The sequence below is a fragment of the Streptomyces sp. NPDC055078 genome (genome assembly GCF_053607985.1).
This window is the reverse complement of record NZ_JBSGUP010000103.1, coordinates 1-17,169: the sequence shown is the minus strand read 5'-3', so window position 1 is coordinate 17,169 and position 17,169 is coordinate 1. Positions and strand designations below refer to the sequence as shown.

13 protein-coding genes are annotated in these 17,169 nt (G+C 70.3%); 4 read left to right on the top strand and 9 right to left on the bottom strand.

Going from position 1 to position 17,169, the window contains the following annotated elements; translation table 11 throughout:
* Positions 1 to 28: 28 nt before the first annotated feature.
* The 8 genes from ACWF94_RS12040 to ACWF94_RS12005 form a co-directional block, all read right to left on the bottom strand.
* The gene (locus tag ACWF94_RS12040) at positions 29 to 1,579 is read right to left on the bottom strand and encodes a glycosyl hydrolase family 18 protein (protein ID WP_453487233.1); all 1,551 of its coding nucleotides are present in this window, start codon (positions 1,577 to 1,579) and stop codon (positions 29 to 31) included.
* Between the two features lie 220 nt (positions 1,580 to 1,799).
* Positions 1,800 to 3,185 carry an FAD-dependent oxidoreductase gene (locus ACWF94_RS12035; RefSeq protein ID WP_453487232.1) on the bottom strand — a complete coding sequence of 462 codons (1,386 nt, stop codon included), beginning with the start codon at positions 3,183 to 3,185 and terminating at the stop codon, positions 1,800 to 1,802.
* Between the two features lie 132 nt (positions 3,186 to 3,317).
* Positions 3,318 to 4,076 carry a hypothetical protein gene (locus tag ACWF94_RS12030; protein WP_453487231.1) on the bottom strand — a complete coding sequence of 253 codons (759 nt, stop codon included), beginning with the start codon at positions 4,074 to 4,076 and terminating at the stop codon, positions 3,318 to 3,320.
* 69 nt (positions 4,077 to 4,145) lie between these two features.
* Complete coding sequence (locus ACWF94_RS12025; RefSeq protein WP_453487230.1) at positions 4,146 to 4,679, bottom strand: acyl-CoA thioesterase; 534 nt, start codon at positions 4,677 to 4,679, stop codon at positions 4,146 to 4,148.
* Positions 4,680 to 4,684: 5 nt separating this feature from the next.
* Positions 4,685 to 4,897, bottom strand: a complete 213-nt coding sequence (locus tag ACWF94_RS12020; protein ID WP_453487229.1) for a hypothetical protein — start codon at positions 4,895 to 4,897, stop codon at positions 4,685 to 4,687.
* Positions 4,897 to 10,887: an SDR family oxidoreductase gene (locus ACWF94_RS12015; RefSeq protein ID WP_453487228.1), complete on the bottom strand. Its 5,991-nt coding sequence runs from the start codon at positions 10,885 to 10,887 to the stop codon at positions 4,897 to 4,899. Before ACWF94_RS12015 ends, ACWF94_RS12020 begins: the two co-directional genes overlap by 1 nt.
* A complete protein-coding gene (locus ACWF94_RS12010; protein WP_453487227.1) occupies positions 10,884 to 12,395 on the bottom strand; it encodes an acyltransferase domain-containing protein in 1,512 nt (503 codons plus the stop codon). Before ACWF94_RS12010 ends, ACWF94_RS12015 begins: the two co-directional genes overlap by 4 nt.
* Before the next feature lie 46 nt (positions 12,396 to 12,441).
* Complete coding sequence (locus ACWF94_RS12005; protein WP_453487226.1) at positions 12,442 to 12,642, bottom strand: DUF5988 family protein; 201 nt, start codon at positions 12,640 to 12,642, stop codon at positions 12,442 to 12,444.
* 501 nt (positions 12,643 to 13,143) lie between these two features.
* Between ACWF94_RS12005 and ACWF94_RS12000 the strand changes: the two genes are divergently transcribed.
* The 4 genes from ACWF94_RS12000 (at position 13,144) to ACWF94_RS11985 (ending at position 16,644) form a co-directional block, all read left to right on the top strand.
* Positions 13,144 to 13,938, top strand: a complete 795-nt coding sequence (locus ACWF94_RS12000) for a hypothetical protein (protein WP_453487225.1) — start codon at positions 13,144 to 13,146, stop codon at positions 13,936 to 13,938.
* 98 nt (positions 13,939 to 14,036) lie between these two features.
* Positions 14,037 to 14,678 carry a cytochrome c oxidase subunit 3 gene (locus ACWF94_RS11995; RefSeq protein WP_453487224.1) on the top strand — a complete coding sequence of 214 codons (642 nt, stop codon included), beginning with the start codon at positions 14,037 to 14,039 and terminating at the stop codon, positions 14,676 to 14,678.
* A gap of 9 nt (positions 14,679 to 14,687) precedes the next feature.
* A complete protein-coding gene (locus ACWF94_RS11990; protein ID WP_453487223.1) occupies positions 14,688 to 14,972 on the top strand; it encodes a cytochrome C oxidase subunit IV family protein in 285 nt (94 codons plus the stop codon).
* 448 nt (positions 14,973 to 15,420) lie between these two features.
* Positions 15,421 to 16,644 (top strand): hypothetical protein, encoded by a 1,224-nt coding sequence (locus ACWF94_RS11985; RefSeq protein WP_453487222.1) that lies wholly within the window; start codon positions 15,421 to 15,423, stop codon positions 16,642 to 16,644.
* A gap of 334 nt (positions 16,645 to 16,978) precedes the next feature.
* Here ACWF94_RS11985 and ACWF94_RS11980 read toward each other — a convergent pair.
* The coding region (locus ACWF94_RS11980; protein WP_453487221.1) for a hypothetical protein at positions 16,979 to 17,169 on the bottom strand (191 nt) is incomplete at its 5' end.

Here is a 17,169-nt window from a genome sequence, read left to right as displayed (position 1 = left end):
GGTCCGGCTCGGCCCGGGTCCACGTGTTCTAGCGGAGAGCCTGGTCGACGGCGTTGCTCAGTTCGCCGGTCGCGGTGTCGCCGCGGAGGTTGGAGAGGTATGCGCCGCCGTGGCCGTACTGGCGGGCGTAGGCCATCTTCTTGGCGATGGTGGCGGGGGTGTCATAGCTCCAGTACTGGGAGCCGCAGTGCGAGTACGCCGTCTGGCCCTGCTCGCCGGTGTCGGGGCAGCGGGCGGTGATGGCCCGGTAGTCGTCCTTGCCCGTCTCGTACGGTCCCGCCGCCGGTCCCTGCGCCGTGAACGCGCCTCCCCACGGTCGATCGGAGACGCCTTCCCAGCCCCAGGCGTGGGTGGGGATGCCGAGGACGAGCTTGTTCGGGTGCACTCCGCGGGCGGTGAGGGCACGCATGTCCGTGTGGACGGTCCGGCCCCATTCGCTGTCGTAGCGGTCCCAGTCGTGCAGCGGAGCGCTGGGAGCGGTACGGTCCTGCTGGTGTATGTCGTTGGGGGAGTAGTAGTCGTATGACTTGACGTTGAACCAGTCGGTGTACGCTGCCGCTCCGGCGAAGTCGGCCTTGTCGTACTCACCGTTTCCGCCCCTCTTGCGGCCGAAGGTCACGGTGACCAGCCGGTCCGTGCCGAGCGCCGTGCGCAGGGCCTGAGTGAGGGGTTTCACGGCGGCGGCGCCGCCGAGGTCGCAGGGGGCCAGCCTGCACGGGGAGGGGAACTCCATGTCCAGGTCGATGCCGTCGAACAGCCCCCGCCAGCGCGGATCGTTGATCAGCCGGGCGCAGGAATCGGCGAAGGCGGCCGGGTTCCCCTGGGCCCCGGCCCAGTTGCCGGCCTGGTCGGGACCGCCGAAGGACCACAGGAGCTTCAGACCGGGATGCGCCGCCTTGAGTTTGCGGAGCTGGTTCAGGTAGCCCTTGACCGGCAGGTCCCAGGTGTCGGCCTTTCCGTCGACGCTGAGTTCGGCCGGATAGGTCCGCTCCAGGGCCGAGTAGTAGTCCTCGATACCGCACCTTCCGCCGCCGACGGTGCCGTGGCCGTAGGTCAGATGGGTCAGCCTGCCCGCCGTGCCGCTGGTGGCGAGGTTCTTGACGTAGAAGCCCCGCTGATGGCTGCCCTTCTCGGTGAAGACGCCCGTCTTGACGGGGTGCGCGGGCATCGGCGGGACCTTGCCCGTCGTCCGCACCGTGATGCGCTGGCTGTACCAGCCATATGCCGGGTCCGGGCTCTTCGCGATGACGGCGAAGACGTACTCGGTGTCCACATTCAGATGGGTCACCGTGAAGCTCGTACCGGTCGTGGTGCCGACGTCGAAGCCCAGGTCGCGCTCCACCTGGTAGTGAGCGACATCGGCCGGCCGGGGGGAGGCGGTCCAGCTCAGGGTCACGGACGTGTCCGTGACCGCCACCGCCGTGAGGTTGGTGGGGTGGTTGGCGGGCTGGGCCCGCGCCGGGGTGGCCGCCGCGACCAGCAGCCCGATCAGCAGTGCGAGAGCACACAGTACGGCGGATACTTGCCGGCCGACCGGTAACGCTTGCCGGCCGACCGGTAAATGGGTGTGAGATCTCAACGATGCTCCTCGACAGGAGTGCACGGAACCGTGCCGCCGTCCTTGCGTGGGCGGCCTTCGGCGCTGCGGAGGCTAGGAGGGCCGATCGCCGGGAGCAACGACTGTGAGAGGGCTGTTACCAGGTGAGAGCGGCTCTCATCACCGGTCCCGTACCTGTCCGGGGTGATCCGGCCACCGGCCACCCGCCGAGGTGTCCGAACGAAAACCTACGGGACAGCCCTTAGCTCCGGAGACGGCTTCTGATCATTTGCTGGAGGATGCGGGGGCGGACGAGTTTTGAGGGAGAGTCCACGAGTGCGAGTGACCTGAGCATGGCTGTCGCGGTTTTCGGATCGTCCGCGGCGGCGGCGGACAGAAGCCGGAAGCAGGAACCGAGGAGTTTTGCGCCAGGGCCGGCGCGAGAGATGCTGTAGTCACCGCATTTGGCCAGCCACCACGTGGGATAGGCAGTGCGGTGAGCCGTGCGGAAGAAGCGGCGAGCCAGTGGCTCGGCGCTCTCCTCGGCAAGACATTCGCCGAGAGCGATCGCTTCAGCGGCCGCCAGGGAAATCCCGGAACCGTAGACGGGGTTGACCGAACACAGCGCGTCTCCGATGGCAAGAAGTCCGCCGGGGAAGCGCCGCAGTTGGTCGTAGCGACGGCGAATCCCACACGGAAAGCGGTACACCGCGATGGGGTCCAGCGGTTCAGCAGTCTGAAGATGGCGCATGATGTCGGGTGGAGCGACCGTGGCGGCCGACGCCAGGAACTCCGCGTCAGTGGCCGGTGCCTTGTGGTCGCCGTAGATCTGCAGGGACAGCACCCAGGTGGCGTTCTCCTGCGCAGCGAAGACCATTCCGCGCGGCTGTGATGAGGTGGCGCCGATCACGACTGCCCGGTCCGTGCCGAGTATCTCATGCGGCAACGCGAAGTGACGGCTGGCGTAGGTGACATCGGTACGAGTCCGCTCCTCAGGGGCACGCTCGTAACCCATCTCTTTCAGCCACACCCCGCTGCGTGCGCCACGGCCCATCGCGTCAACCACGAGATCGGCCTCTACGACATCCCCGCCGACATCCCCGCCGGCGTCTCCACCGGCGTCTCCACCGACGTCCCCGCCGCGCGGATGTACCCGTACGCCACGTACGGTCGTCGCTCCCTGGCCACCCGTGGTGATCAGCCCTGTGACCTGTACGTTCTCGCGCAGAGCGAGAGTGGGAAGCCGCAGAGTCAGCGTCCGCAGGTGGCTTTCCAAAAATGGTCGTGAGGCGAGGATCGCGTCAATACCCGATGGAATCGGGAGGATGGTGTGCCCGTGATAGGTGATGCGGCTCTCGCTGCCCAACTCGGAATCCAGGGCGCCATCGGCCAGGCACTGTTGGATCAGCCCCGGAAACAGCTGCTCCATCTGCTGCGCCGCTCGCGACAGTACGAGATGGATGTGGGGACCTTGTGGGACCCCGCGCCTGGCCTTCCCGTCCATGCTTTTCGCGGTGATGTGGTCGCGCTCCACCAGCGTCACTCGGTTGAAGTGACGGGTGAGCACCGCGGCTGTGCACAGTCCGGCGATTCCCGCGCCCAGCACGACGGCGTGATCACGGACTTCTGAGGCGTCGCTACGAGACATTTGGATGACCTCCACATGAATGGTGGGGAGAACTCATTCCGGCTCGATCCAGGCCGCCGCTCACCAGACGAATGAGTCCGGTTCTCAGTGGCCGAACGCGATGAGGGCGACGCGGGCGACGGTTGCCGACGCTCATGGCGGGGGAGTCCGAAGGCCCGTGCCCCGGTCCCGGTTGTGACCCGTCTGCCTGGCCGCGGCACGCAGCAGGGTGTGTGCGGTGTGCGCCAGAACGAGGCCGCTCCAGGCCAGCCACAGGACGAGAGTGCCGATTCCTGCCATCACCAGCACAACCAGCTCCTGTCCAGTGCCGTTGAGGACGGCCATCACGGGCAGGGCCAGGTGCACGGCAGCGGTGAGCAGGGTGAACGCGCCATGCGCGGGGCCGGTTCGCGAAACGAGGGTCATCGCTGCTGAGAGAGCGACGACGGGTCCTTGCATGGCGTAGAGCAGGACGCCGAAGCGGTACAACGGGGCCGCGGTGGTGGCATCGCGTGCGGAGAGGACCACGGCCGTGTTCACAGCGGCCATGACCACCAAGGCCGCCGCGATGACGGTGAGACCGCCACGGACCAGCCCCGCCGTGCGCGCGGGCGTGTTCAGTGTCAGCCGGCCGCCGAGTCCGGAGGCGAACCACAGGAGAAGCGCGGCGGAGAACGCGAACGCCGTGGAGCGGGCCAGCAGGGCGGTGCGATGGTCGGCGAAGAACCGGATGATGGTCTCGTCCGACGCGTACATGGTCGGCGGCATGTCCAGCCCGGTGAACGGGAACGATCCAGCGCAGATCAACAGGATCAGAACTGCGGCCAAACCCGCGTTGCGGTATCCCACCAGGGTATCTGGCGCCGGACTTTCGGCCGGGAGCGGTGTTGTGGCCGGGTTACGCAGGAACATGGCTTACTCCTTGGTGAAGAGGCGGGTCGACGGAGCCGAGGGCGACCGCATGGCCTGCCGGCTCGTTCGTCATGCGGTCCGCCGCCCCGGGCCTGACCGGTCCTGGATCTGGGCGCGCGAGATCTCGGCGCCGAGCGCCTCGGCGGCGTCGACCAGCTCCCGCGACCAGGGTGCGGGTTCGTACTCTCCTCCCGCACGGCGCGCGCTCACCCATATCTGCTCGCCCAGCGCGATGAGTTCACCGCCGGGCTGTCCCGGTTCCGTGATGCGATGGAAGCGGAACTCGCCCTTCATCAGATGCATGCGAACCCAGGGCACGGTGAGCCGGATCGCGACCAGGTCGCCGTACCACAGCTCTCGCTCGTACTCACAGGAGCAGGAACGGGTGAGCATGGCGTAGTCGCCGGAGATGTCGCTGCTGAACAGGGGCGCTCCGAGCATCCCGGCCTGCTCGCGGCAGCGTCCCTGCCAGTCGATGAGGCGTGCGTAGTAGACGGGGCCGACCGCGCTGGTGTCACCGGCGGTGACCTGGTGTTCGATGGAGAACCAGCGCTGCCCGCGGGGCTCCGGGGAATCGGGCGGACGCGCGTTCAGCAGTTCCATGGCCGCTACCTCTCATGGGGCAGGACGACAAGGGCGGATACGTGGCCGGGCAGTGGCGGTACGGGACGGTGCACCGGGTGGACGGGGGCCCGTCCGGTGCGGTCGCGGACGGTCACCGTGCCGCCGAGGGAGTCCTCGGCGACGGTGGTGTGGACGAAGCAGTGGTCCAGGCGAAACCAGCGCAGGCCGACGCCGTCGGCGGGAGACGCGGTGGACATCACGGCCGCCACTCCGGGTAGCGGATGGCACGGGGGAAGGTGTCGGTGATGTGGAACGTGAGCCCGCTGATGGCGAGTTGGACGTCGCCCTCGCCGGTCGCCGCCACCGCGCGGTCCTCGGCCGTGCGGTACCACAGGCGCAGCCCCTCCGGGTGGGCGTGCGCGAGTTCGGTGTCGGTACGGGCGGTGTACAGGTCGATACGGGAGATGGAGACGGGGACGCCCATGATGTGTGTGCCGTCGGGCTGGGGCGGATAGCCGAAGAGCCGGCCGAGAGAGTCGATGAGCAGGGCCGGGATGGTGAGCCGGGCAAAGATCCCGTCGGGTTCGATGCGGGGGCACCACAGCGCGTCGCCGCCCTCGGGGCCCGCGCCGGTGCGCAGCGCGGTGCGCCAGACCCCGGAGAGCTGCACGGAGCTGTCGGGCCGGGCCGTGGGGCAGTCCTCCAGCGCGGGCAGTGGGGGTGGCATCTCTTCGCGGGGTGCGGCGGGGCGGGTGCCGAGGGTGACGTCGAGGCGGCAGTGCAGGCGGTCGGGGACCAGGACACGGCCGTGGACGGTGGTCAGATCGGAGCGGACCTCCACGCGGATGCGGTCCGGCTCGACCGCCTTGGCGAGGACGCGGCAGCCGAGGGCAGCGCCTTTCGGGTCGGTGTAGAGGGGTTCCTCGATGGACAGGTCCGAGAAGCCGGTGATGTCCGCTCCGGGGTTCAGGTGGCGGGCCGCCTCGGCGGCCAGGGCCGCCATCATCACCGCGGGCATCAGCGGCCGTCCGCCGACGACGTGGTCGGCGAGGTAGGTGTCGCGGGCCTTCTCCGCACGCCAGGTCCAGCGGCCACCGGAGGTGTCGAGCGTGTCCGGGGCGCCGAGCAGACCGCCCGGCGGGGCGGGCGGGGTGGTGAAGTCGGGCATGCCCTCGGCCCGCCAGCCGTGCCGCAGCCCGTAGAACGGGGCGGGTTCGGCGGGACGCGGGTGGGCGAGTTCCGCGAGCAGCACCTGCTCGCCGTCAGTGTTGCGCAGGCCCGTGATGCCGAGCCGGCGGCTGAGCCGGCCGGCGATGTCCTTCACCATGCCGGTCTCCAGCCACAGGCCCCAGGCGAGGCTGAACTCCTCCGTTGCAGAGCCCGGTCGGTGACGTGCGGCGGCCGAGAGGTATTCGTTGGCGGGCGAGTAGTCGCTGTCTCCCGCGCAGCCGGTCAGCCCGCTGCCGGAGCTGAAGTTGCACCACAGGGACGGGGCCGGGTCGGCGAAGGCTTCCTTGAGGTGGTGGTACCCGGCGACCTTGGTGTCCCGTACGGCGCGGAAGTCGGCCAGGGACTTGTCGCGGGCGGCGCGCGAGCGGATGCGCCCGGCCCCGTGGATCAGCAGGTCCACCCGGCCGTCCGCGCCGTACACCTGCCGGGCCGCGTCCCGGACCTGATCACGGTCGCGCAGATCGCAGGCGAGGTAGTGGACACGGCCGGGGCCGCACAGCTCGCGCAGACGGCGCAGGTTCACGGTGATCTCGCGGTCGCGCAGGAGGGTGTCGAAGCGGGTGAGGAGTTCGGGCAGGGAGGCGTCGGGAGCCGCCTCGCGCTGTTCCTTCAGGAAGGCGCGGCGGGCGGCGGGCAGCGCCTCATCGGGGGCGGCGAGCAGTTCCTCGGGGACCGCACCTCGGGGGGCGCTGCCGAGCAGCCAGATCCTGGGGTGCCGCAGCCGCCGGGCGAGCGCGGTGACGGTGGCGGCGGTGGCGCCCCGGGCACCGCCGCCGGCCACGATCACGGCGTCATCGCCGAGCGGCACGGCGAGTGGCAGGGCGGCCCGGCCGGCGGGCAGCGGCACCGGGCAGATCCGCTCGACGTAGCGCAGCCCCTGCCGGTAGTGGACGACAGTACGGTCCCGCACCGAGGCCCGCTCGGCGGCGAGCTGGCCGAGCCCGGCGTCCAGGGCGGCGTCGGAGACCACGGCGAGAACCGGGCAGGGCAGTTCGAGCGCGAGGCTGCGCAGGAACCCGGTGATCAGGGTCGCGTGCGGGTGGGTGGTGTGGCGGCGCAGCGGGTCCAGGACGAGTCCGGCCACCGACCCCGGTTCGGAAGGCAGGTCCTTCGCCGCGAGCAGGGCGCACTCCTGGAGGTTGAGCAGCGGCTCCGGCGGCGGCGCGGGCCAAGCGGCCCCGGCTCCCCGTACAGACGTCACCAGGAGCAGGTCGCGCGGTGGTTCACGGCGGGTCAGGGCGCGGAACTCCTCGCCCGGCCGGACGACCTGCACCCCGTCGTCGGCGGGCATGGCGGGCATCGCCGGGTTCGTGACCAGCAGCCGGGCTCCGCGCTGCCGGGCCGGCCCGGCGAGTGCCTGTGCGACGGCGGGTGAGTCGGTCAGGATCAGCGCGCCGTGCGGGATCGCGGGAGATGCCGGCACGCCGGGATCGCGGGGTACGGCGTCGGCGCGGCGACAGATGACGGCGGAGCGGTCGGACAGGGGTGAGGGCCGCGGTGGGGCGACGGTGCCGGACGCGCTGGTGACGGCGTCGTCGCCGCTGCCGGTGCCGGTACCGGTGCCGGTGTTCGAAGCGGCGGCGGTGGTGCCGGTACGGGAGGTGGACGCGGTGGGCATGGTGCCGGTACGGGATGCGGATGCGGTGGTGGACGGGCTGGTGCCGGTACGGGATGCGGTCGCGGTGGTCGTGGTGCCGGTACGGGATGCGGTCGCGGTGGTGGACGGGCTGGTGCCGACGACGGTCAAGGTCGTGGTGGTCGCGGTGTCCCCGCTGGAGGCGGCTGCCGGGTCACCGCCGGTGCGGGACAGGGCGGGGACCAGGGGCGTCACCGTGATCCGGGGCCCGGGGTCCGCTCCGTCGACGGTCACGCTGGGGCGCCCCGAGGACAGTGCGCGCAGTACGGCGAGGGCCCCCTCAGCGCCCTGGTAGTCGCGTTCCGGCCATACGGTGTCGCCGCGTCGGCCGGACGGCGTCGCGGCGGTGCGGATCCCGGCGAGCGCCGGCCATCCCTCGCGCTCCGCCAGGGACTCGCGGGTGACGACGAGCAGCACCGCGCCTTCGGCCAGGGTGCCCGCAGGACTGCCGATCAACGTCTCGGCCAGCGTGCCGGAGTGGCCGGCGGCGCCGATCACCAGGGCGACGTCCAACTCCCCCGTGGCGAGGTAGCGGCCCGCTGTATGGAGGGCGGCGTGGGTGGAGGCGCGTCCCGAATCCACGGCGAGGGCCATGCCGTGCAGGCGGTGCCGGTTGGCGACCTGGGAGGCGGCCACGTTGGCCAACTGGCCCGGCATACACGCTTCGTTGGCGGCGGGGAGGCGATCGCGCAGCGCGTCGAGCCGGACCCGCAGAGCGTCCGGGGCGCCCGGCATTCCGCGTACCGCATCCGCCAGGTCGTCGGCGGCGACCCGGACGGTGTACTCCGTCATGGACCGGGTCGGCCCCGCATGTCCGACGAAGACTCCGGTGCGGTCCCGGTGCGAGGCCCACAACTCGCCCTCTCGCTCGGCGAATGCGGCCACCGCGGCGATCGCCATCAGATGGGTGCGGTCGATGCTGCGGGCGGAGACCGGCGGCATCCGCAGCCGCTGGAAAGGAGGCAGCGGGTAGGTATCACCGAACGACCGCGCGGGTGCCTCCCCCCGGCTCGTCAGCCAGGCACGGACCTCGTCGCCGCCCGGTTCGCCCGGCAGCTGTGCCTGCCAGCCCACCAGGACCATCGGCTCGGCCGGGCCCGGAGCCGGCGGGCCCGGGACGGATGGGGCCGTGGGCGGCCGTTCGGGCCCGTACACGATCAGATGGGCGTTGGTGCCGCCGAGGCCGTAGGCGCAGATCCCCGCGGTACGGGTGCGTCCCCCCACCGCGGGCCACGGGGTGTCGGTGGTCGGTACGGTCAGGTTGCCCGCCCGGACGCCGTCGGGCAGCCGGGTGAAGAACCGCTCGCCCGGGATGCTCTCGTGGTTCAGGGCCAGCAGCACATGGATGAGGGAGATCGCGCCGGAGGCCCAGCCGCCGTGTCCGACCACCGGCTTGTTCGACGTGATCAACTGCCTGGCGGTCCCGGCGAGTTCTGCCAGACCCTTCAGTTCCGAGATGTCCCCGGCCCGGGTGCCGGTGCCGTGCCCGACGATCCATTCCACCTGCTCCGGGGTGATGCCTCCCGCCGTACGGGCGCGGCGCACCGAGAGCTGCTGTCCTTCCGGATCCGGGGCCACCAGGCTGCCGGAACCGTCGACGGAGGCGCCGAAGGGTCCCAGGACGCCGAGAATCCGGTCGCCGTCCGCCCGCGCGCGGCCGAGACGTTTGAGGGTGACGACGGCCGCCGCGTCGGAGAACAGCGTGCCGTCCGCCCCGGCGTCGAAGGCCCGCACCTGCCCGCTCCGGGACAGGCCCCGGGCCTTGGAGAAGAGCGACAGGTCCCGGCGGGCACCGGTGTTGGCCCCGCCGCACACCACCACGTCCCGCTCCCCGGCCAGCAGACTCTTCGCCGCGAGGTCGATCGCGTACATGGAGGAGGAACAGGCCGCGTCGACCGCCTGGAACTCGCTGTCCCCGGGCAGCAGCCCGGCGCACGCCTCCTGGACCATACGGTCGGCGAAGGCGGTGCGCGGGGCCTCGGGGGCGTACGGGTAGCGGTCCGCGAGCTGCTCACGCGCCGTACCGGAGGCGCCGACGGCGTCCCGGGCGAAGGCACGTAACGTGGCGTCTTCCAGGGCGAGGCTGCCGGGCGGTACCCCGACATAGGCCCCCATCCGGTCGCCTTTCCCGCGCGTGACCCCGTCCAGCGCCTGGAGGACGGAGTGCCGCAGCAGCAGGGCGGTCAGGTCGAGGCGGCCCGTGGTGCCCCGGGCCTGTTCGGCGGCCAGGCCCGGGTGCGGGGTGAAGCCCCACAGGAAACCCGCAGCCTTGACGTACGACTTGTCCTCCGCCTTCGGGTCCGCCGCGTACCAGTTCTCCAGGGAGAAGAGGACGGGCTCGGCGATGACGTTGCGCTCCTGGTGGAGCAGCTCCCAGAACTCTCCCGGGCTGCTCGCGCCCGGCACCGCCAGCCCCATGCCGACCACCGCGACCGTCTGCCCGGACGCGTCCTCCACGGGCGCGGGTCCCGGTACCGGATCCGCCGCACCGGGGGACTCCGGCGGCGCTCCTGCCGCAGGTTCCGTCACCAACTGCTCCGCACGGGCGGCAGAGGGGCTGCCGGTGACCGCCGCGGTGGTGGTGATGCCCGGTGCCGCAGCGGTGAGCGGCGGTGCCCCGGCCTGCCACAGGGAGGCGCCCGCGTCCACGGTCAGGGTGGTGCCGGTGATGGCACGGGCCGCGTCGGATCCGAGGAAGACGACGGCCTCGGCGATGTCCTCGGGTTCCGGCATCATGCCCAGGGCGCTGCCGGCGACGGCCCGTCGCCTGCGCTCGGCGCCGTCGGGCCAGTAGTCGACGGCTTCGCTCTCGACATAGCCGCCGATCAGGGTGTTCACCCGGATCCCCCGAGGGCCCAGCTCCGCCGCCAGGTAGCGCGCAAGAGTTTCCTGCGCGCCCTTGGACGCGGCGACGGCCCCATACCGGTCGAGTACGCTGCGCACGCTGAACGCCGACAGGTTCACCACCGCCCCCGAGCCGCCGGCCATCAGCGGGAGGGCCGCCTCGACGCACCAGCGCACCCCGTGCAGATTGACATCGAGGGTCCGCCGCCAGTCCTCGTCGTCCAGCTCGCCGAGGCTGCCGAGCACTCCGTACACCGCGTTGTTGACCAGCAGATCAAGCCGGTCATGTCCTGCCGTAACCGCCGAGAACAAGGACGCGACGCCTGCGCGGCTGCCGACCGACGCCCGCACCAGTTCCCCGGTACCGCCCTCGGCCTGCAACGCCTCCAGGGTCCGGCGGGCCTCGTCCGAGGAGTGGAAGTAGTTGACGATCACATGGGCGCCACGCCGGGCGAGGGCGAGGGTGATGTGCCGGCCGATGCCCCGGCCGCCTCCGGTGACGAGCGCGATCCGGCCCGCGAAGGTCTTGGCGGTCATGTCACCACGTCGTCCGCGTCGTCGTCCGTGTCACCGTCCGTCTTGTCGTCTGTGCTGTCGTCCGCGCCTGTCTTCCCGGCCGCGAGGAGCAGCATCAGATCGGCCAGCTTGGGCAGCGTGTTGTAGTCACGGATCCGCAGCTCCGCGGGTGGGGTGGGCAGGTCGTAGCGGTCGAGGAGAGAGACAAGGAGTTCGGTCCTCTTCACCGAGGCGATGCCCAGGTCCGCCTCCAGGTGGGCGTCCTCGGTGAACACGTCCTCGGGATACCCCAAGGCATCGGAGAAGGTCTGCCGCAGTTCGGCGACGAGCTGTGCGCGGTCCGGCAGTGGTGACTCCGGCGCGGGCCCGGGGGCGTCCGCCTCAGCCACCGGCCGGGATGCGGATGCGGATACGGATGCGGGGGGAGCCTCCACCGGGTCGGGAGGGGACGAGAGGTGCGGACGGGCCGAGGTGTCCCCGTCCGGGTCGGAGCCACGAGAAGCCGGTCGCGACGGGACGGAACGGCCGGCCGCGCCCTGCCGGCCGTCCGGGTGCCTCGGTGCCCCGGGCACGCTCCGCTCCAACAGCGCGTGCAGGGTCTTCCGGCCATCGGTCACCCCCGGCGGCGGGCCGACCAGCTCCGCGTCGGGCGGCAGGCACTCGGCCGCGCACTCGGTCAGCAACGGCCTCGGCCCGGCCTCCAGAAAGACACCGGCCCCGTAATCCGTGTACAGCTCCCGTAGCGCGGCGAGGTAGTGGACCGGATCGGTCAGATGCCGGTCGATGATGCGCCGTACGTCCTCCACGCCCCGCACCAGCCGGCCCAGAAGCGGGGAGTAGACCCGGCGGCGGGGCTCCTCGATGCGGTAGTCGACCGTCGTCGCGGCTACTCGCCGTGCCGCTCCGGCCAGTTCGGGATTGTGGTGCGGGTAGACCACCAGCAGCCGGGTGGCCTGAATGCCCAGCGCCCGCGCCGCCCCCTCCAGACGGGCCAGCTCCTCGGTGTTGCCGGACACCACCGTCTGGCGCGGCGCGTTGAACAAGGACGGCCGCAGCGTCCAGCCGCCCACCGCGCCGCACAGGTGCTCGGCCCGGCGCGCGCCGACCCGCAGAGCGGTGAGCCCGCCGCCGACGTCCCCCTCCGCCAGCGCGACCTCCCGTTCGCACAGCACCCGGGCCGCGTCGTATGCGGACAGGCAGCCGGCCGCGGCCAGCGCCGTCAGCTCCCCCGTGCTGTGCCCCAGCAGAACGTCACCGGGCTGGCCGTGGGCCGCCAACTCCCCGTGCAGGGACAAGCCGGTGGCGAGCGAGGCCAGGTGGAGCCGGGCAGGCGTACCGGCCAGTTCCTCGATCGGTGGTCCATCGGGATCGGTCAGCGGGACGGAGACCGGCGGCAGCCCGTACTCACGCGCCGCCCGGTCCACATCCCGCAGAACCTCCGCCACCCGGGACTCGGTGGCCTGCAAGGACTCCAGGAAGCCCGGTACGTATCCACCGAGACCGGGAAACTGGACAATCGTGTGAGTCATGGAAATTCCTCTTGAGCTTCGTGCCCGAAGTGGACGCATGAGCTTCCTACTCGGCTATGGCCGTGCTGTAGGTCCACTGAAAGACAGGGACATCCCGCCCCTCGACCTGTTGCATGAACTCGGTGCGCACGAAATGCTGATGCTGCCCGTAGTACGCCACCGTCAGCCGGTCCGGCGGCTCCTGTTCATCGATCTGGTGAATGCGCGAGAGGCCCTCAGGTCCGCCCCGCACCACGACCTGGATCATTTGATTTTCCCTCTCCTCCCCGCTTCGATATCAACCAGAGGCATGGGCCATGGGGTGATGACTCCCCGGAACGTGATCTCCGGCATTCGCTGGAGCGAACATCTCGGGTATGGGAAGCACACCATCGCGCCCGCATGCCGTACAGGGGGTCGGAGACCTGGGTTCCGTGCATACGGTGCAGCCTTGTGCCTTTGTGAAAAACCGGCGGGCGCGGGCCGCCGGCGGGCGTGGCGACCGCAGGGCTGGTGGTCCCTCGTCCGCTTTCACGAGTGCGCAAAGTCGCAGCGGTCGCATCGTTTCCGTGGCCACGGGTCTCTGTACACACCTCGGTGACTGAGGGTGAACTGGGGGAATCCGCTGACGCCGGGTCACCGAGGTGTGCGGACGCACGGGATCCGCTGAGGCTGCCCAGCCGACCCCCATCCGATGAAGGAAGAGCCTGGGCACGGCGAACGCCATGCCGATCCGGTCCAGCACCGCGGACGACCAGGGGGCACATTCATGGAACAGCGTTTCACATTCCGGATACACCGCTTGTGCCTGTGGATGGGGCCACTGCTGGTGGTCATCTACTTCATAGGCTTTCTTTTCCTTGCGAAGTTCTGGCCGCCCCCCAGCCCCGACTGGTCGGCCGATCGGCTGTCGCAGTGGCTCACCCAGAACCAGGTCTCGTTCCAGATCGCATGCATCTTCATGATCACCGGCGCGCCCTTGATCGCTCCCTGGGGTGCGGCCATCTCGGTCTTGACACTCAAAAACGAGGCACGGCATCCCGTCCTCTCTTCCGTGCAACTCGCTTTGGTGGGCTGCGTGACGTTTATGTTCGTTGCTTTTGGGATCTTCTGGGCGCTGGCTTCCTATCGCGTCGGCGAGATCTCCCCCGAGATCACCCAGGCATTCTGGGACATCGGGTGGTTCATCCTCGTCTTCCCCATGCCTCCGGTGATTGTCTGGCTCGGCTCGATCGGGCTGGGAATCCTGTGGAGTCCCCCCGAGCACCCGGTCTTCCCACGATGGTCCGCCTATCTGGCCTTCGTGGTCTGCATCGATTTGAGCGCAGTGCCCGCCGTCGTCTTCTTCACGAGCGGACAGTGGTCCTACACCGGCGGACTGTCCCTGTGGCTGCCGTTCTTCTCCTTCTTCCTCTGGCTGCTGCCGATGACCGTGTTCGGCTTCAGGGCGATCGCGCGCCAGGAACAACTGTCCCGCGATGTGCACCCCGGCGAACCCGGCCGCTGTGCCACCGCGACGGACGGTGGATCTCCCAGCGTCCCTTCCGCTCCATCGCAGCGCTAGACCGTTCACTCCCAACTGCCCGCGCAGCCGGGAGAACTGCCGGAGATGACCGTTCAGCACAGCGGTCCTCGTATCAGAGCATCCAGGAGGCGCAACTCGTGCCCGAGAACAAGCCGATGCCGTATGTCCCCCTTGAGGGCGGCCGGCAAGGCCCACAACAGAACACAGCGGGCCGGACAGCCGGCTGGATCCCCGGTGAACCAGGCATCTGGGTCTTCGTCGTGGGAGACCTGTCCGTGTTCACCGTCTACTTCGTCATGTTCATGATAGAGCGGCGTCATCAGCCTCTGGAGTTCGCCCGCGGTCACGCCGCGATGAACACGGCATGGGGGCTGGCGAACACCTTCCTCCTGCTGACGGCATCCCTCGCCATCGCCCTCGCCGTCCAAGCCTGCAGAGCGGCCGACTGGCGGACGGCACGCAGGCTCGTCCTGGGCACCGGCGCGTGCGGACTGCTGTTCATCGTCAACAAGGGCTTCGAATGGACCACGGAGGCCCGCGCCGGCCACACGCCGCGCTCCGACGACTTCTTCCAGATGTACTACATGCTCACCGGAGTGCACATGCTCCACGTCGTCATCGCCATGATCATCCTCTCCCGTATGTGGCACCACACCGGCGGACCCGCGGAGGCCCCCACCCCGCGACGACTGCGCTTCCTTGAGAACGGCGCCGCCTTCTGGCATCTGACCGACGCGGCCTGGCTCATCCTCTTCACCCTCTTCTACCTCGTGAGGTGAGCCACCGTCATGCCCTCAGCACCCGCGCCCGCCCGGAAGCCCTCCCACGCCATCGCGGCCTGGGCCGTCCTCATGACGCTCACCGCCGTCACCTGGGCCTTCGCCGACCACCACTACGCCGGCGTCGGCATCAAGGCGGGCACCGCCGCCGTTCTGATCCTCGCCTACGCCAAGGTGTACGTCGTGGGGCACACCTTCATGGAACACCGGCACTCCGCCCCGCCCCTGCGCATCGCGTTCGCCCTCTGGTGCACAGCCGCCTGCCTGGCCACCCTGCTGCCCGCTCTTCTGTGACACCGTTCCGCCCCAGCGCTGCCGTCCACAACACAACAGTCCGGCGGGCTGGGGGCCGGGTTCGTCGTAGCCGTTCACACAGGTGGCGCCGACGGCCCCTGCCGCGCCCCCTCGATCACAGCCGAGCGCCGTGACGAGGGCGGCCCGGTGGCGTACCGGGATTGAGCGACCGATCCAGGCGGGTATCTCCCTTTCGGCACATCCATCGAAGTCCCGTCCTGTGCCGGGGTGTTGGTGCGCGGATGTGCTGCACATGACTGCTTCTGTGCGCCCTTGTGAAGGGCGCTGTCTCCAGGTCATCTTGGTCAAAGCTGAGAACGGGGAAGTGGTGTCCGCTCAGCGATCCAACGCACGGCTTGCGTTACTGCTTGAGGAGGCGGATTGGAACGCGACTCAGCTCGCCCACGCCGTGTCCTCGGTCGGGTCCGAGCACGGTCACGATTTGACCGTGAACCGCTCGACAGCGACGCGCTGGCTTGCGGGCACCCATCCTCGTCCCCCCGCGCCTGCCTACATTCTGGAGGCGCTGTCCCGGCGCCTGGGCAGACCCCTGGCCGCCGCTGCCGCCGGTCTGACCCTGGCCCCTGCCCGCATACCGGACTGGTCCTGGGAGGCAGACCCCGTGCACCATCTGGCCAAACTCACCGACAGCCAACTGGACCCCAGCCGGGGAAAGCTCCTGGGCGCGGATGTCTACAGCCTCGCCGCACTGGCGGTCCCGAACTGGGAGGACCTTCTCGCGCGGACCACGGCCCGCCGCGCCGGCGTCCTGGCCGGACGCCGCGTGGGCCGCGCGGAAGTCGAGGCACTGAAGAGCATGACCGTCTTCTTCGCAGCCTCGACCGGGGCCTTCGGCGGCGGGCACGCCCGCACCGCACTCACCGCCTACCTCGCCGACGACGTCACCCCCTGGCTCCTCGCAGGCGCCGGCGAACACGTGCACAGACAGCTCCTCACACACGCGGCACAGCTCACCATCCTCCTGGGCAACATGTGCGCCGACGACGGCACCGACGCCCTGGCCCAGCACTACCACCGCACAGCCGCCCACCTCGCAGCCGAAGCCGAAGACCCGCACACCTTCACCATCGCCCTCAGGGCACTCGCCTCCCACGCACTCGAACTCGGACACCAGCAGCCCTCACTCACCCTCACCGAACAGGCCGCCGACACCGCGACCCGCCACTCCTCGCCCCTGACCCAGTCCTTCACCCAGACCCAACTGGCCCTGGCCCACGCACGGGCCGAGGACCGCCCCCGCGCACTCCTCGCACTGCAGAACGCGGAAGTCCTCCACAGCCGCGCGGACCAGAACGTATCCGACCCCTTCGACAGCTACCCGACCGCAGCCCTGCACTACCAGCGGGCCCGCACACTGACGGCGCTCAGGGAGCACCAGGCGGCCGACCGGGCCTTCCACGCCTCTCTGCGCGCCCGCGCGCCGCAGGCACGCCGGGCCAGAGCACTGACCACAGCACTCCTGGCCGAATCACAGCTCCTCCAGGGAAACCTCGAAGAATCCCTCACCTCCTGGAAACGGTTCCTCACCGACTACCCAGGACTGCGATCGGCCCGCGCCACCACCGCCCTCACCACCATGCGCCAGGCACTGCGCCCCTACAGCGCCCATCCCGACGTAGCCCTCCTCACAGAGGAAGCCGCATCCCTGTGACACCACAACCCCCACCCGCCTCATACGCAGGCACGCAAACACACGACACGTCGGCAACACCGGACGGCGACGTGTGCAGACATGCCGGCGGCTCACCGTCGGGCACCCCCGGAACCCCTGGAGCGCCCCGACCGCCAGGCAACCCACGAGGTCGGCAGCCGACGCAGACCGACGGCACGCCGCCAGACGCCCGGGCCTGCCCGCCGGTCGCCGCGAGACACCCCGGATGTCTTGGGCCGGTTCACCGGACTCAGGGCAAATGGATCATCCATGACTGATACTTAGCCCCGCACCCGCCGCAATCTCGCGCACAGACGGCGAACGAGGCAGGTGTTCACCCGCAGAATCGTTCCGCACCGCCGCGTCCGGCCCCGTGCCGCGCGGCGGTCTCGCGACGGCCCGTGGTCAGGACCGAGGCGTACAGGACCGAGGCGTAGCAGACGAGAACCCGCACCGTGCCGCGCGGTCGCGGCATGGTGCGGGCCTCGTTCCGACCGGGTCCCGTATCGCTACGCGGTCGGGTCC